The following is a 1,334-nucleotide window of genomic DNA, read 5'->3' on the forward strand; positions in this document are numbered from 1 at the left end:
CTCCTGTCGGGTGAGGCAGCAGAAGGGACCGTAGTAGATGGGACCTCAATAGACGAGTCTGTGGTAGACGATCATTCTCGTGACTACCTCGTGGCTACCTCGTGGCTACTGAGCCCGCTGGCGGGCCCGCCGGACCGGCTGAGGGCTCTCCGCCGGTCCGGCCAGATGCCCCTCGACCAGGCGGTTCATCGCCCGCAGGAAGACCTCCCGCTCCTCGGTAGGAAGCGCCGCCAACGCCTCCTCGTGGACCCGATCGACGATCTCCTGGCTCCGCGCGGCGATCCGCGCGCCCTCCTCGGTGACCGCGATGATCCGAGCCCGCCGGTCCCTGGCGGAGGGCCGACGTTCGGCGAGGCCGGCCTTCTCCAGGGCGTCGACGGTGACCACCATCGTCGTCTTGTCCATGTCGCCGATCTCGGCGAGCTGGATCTGGGTGCGCTCCTCCTCCAGGGCATGCACCAGCACGCAGTGCATGCGTGCGGTGAGACCGATCTCGGCGAGCGCGGCCGCCATCCGGGTCCGCAGGGCATGGCCGGCGCGGTCCAGCAGGAACGACAGGTCTGGTCCGGCGCGGGAGGGCGCCATGGCGGTCATGCCCGCAGCATAACGACTGGGTCCGTCGCGGATTATCCGTAAACCTGCCGTCGAGTGGTCGGGGTGATCCAGCCGGCCCGGCTGACCGCGTAGACGGCATGGGCTTCGTCGTGGAGGAACTCGCTGCGGACGTACGTCATGCCGAGGCGTTCGGCGACCCGGACGGACGCGGTGTTGGCCGGGACGATGGCCGAGACGACCTCGGTGAGGTCGGGGCGCTGGGCGAACACCCAGGTCAGTGCCGCGGTGGCGGCCTCGGTGGCATAGCCGCGCCCCCAGCGGTCCCGGCGCAGGAACCAGACGGCCTCGACGCCCGGCCACCCGGGTTCGGTCCACAGCCCCGCCTGGCCGACGAGCTGCCCGCTCGCCTTCTCGACGACCGACCACGGACCCACGCCGGTCAGCATCCAGCAGCCCATGCAGCCGGCCAGGGCATGCCAGACGCCGTCCGGGTCGGTCGGCCGGTGGAAGTAGCGGGTGAACTCGGGATCGGACCAGATCTCGGTGTAGCCGGCGACGTCGTCGTTGTGGATGGGCCGCAGGACGAGCCGGTCCGTCGTGAGAAGGGGAATGATCGTGGTCAGACTCATCGCGTCCGGTAGTTTGCCGGAAGCCTGCGGCCCGCCTCGAGAAAGGCGGCGACCGTGGGTTGCGAGGCGGACCGTGGGTCGCGAGGCGGACCGTGGGACCCGCGCGCGAGCCACCGGCTGGATAGCCTCGGGTCGTGGCTCTGTTCTGCC

At 70.2% G+C, this 1,334-nt stretch carries 2 protein-coding genes; both read right to left on the reverse strand.

Annotated elements, in window-relative coordinates; genetic code table 11:
* Nucleotides 1–105: 105 nt before the first annotated feature.
* On the reverse strand, nt 106–594 hold the full coding sequence (locus AC08OP_RS02855; RefSeq protein ID WP_476601996.1) for a MarR family winged helix-turn-helix transcriptional regulator: 489 nt from the start codon (nt 592–594) through the stop codon (nt 106–108).
* Between the two features lie 32 nt (nt 595–626).
* A complete protein-coding gene (locus AC08OP_RS02860) occupies nt 627–1,184 on the reverse strand; it encodes a GNAT family N-acetyltransferase (protein ID WP_476612760.1) in 558 nt (185 codons plus the stop codon).
* Nucleotides 1,185–1,334: the final 150 nt, after the last annotated feature.

The sequence above is a fragment of the Frankia sp. CeRuru1 genome, assembly GCF_977966315.1.

What these genes read in the sequence shown, in the direction of transcription:
- AC08OP_RS02855 (WP_476601996.1), bottom strand. Translation starts at nt 594, where the DNA reads ATGACCGCCATGGCGCCCTCCCGCGCCGGACCAGACCTGTCGTTCCTG.
- AC08OP_RS02860 (WP_476612760.1), bottom strand. Translation starts at nt 1,184, where the DNA reads ATGAGTCTGACCACGATCATTCCCCTTCTCACGACGGACCGGCTCGTC.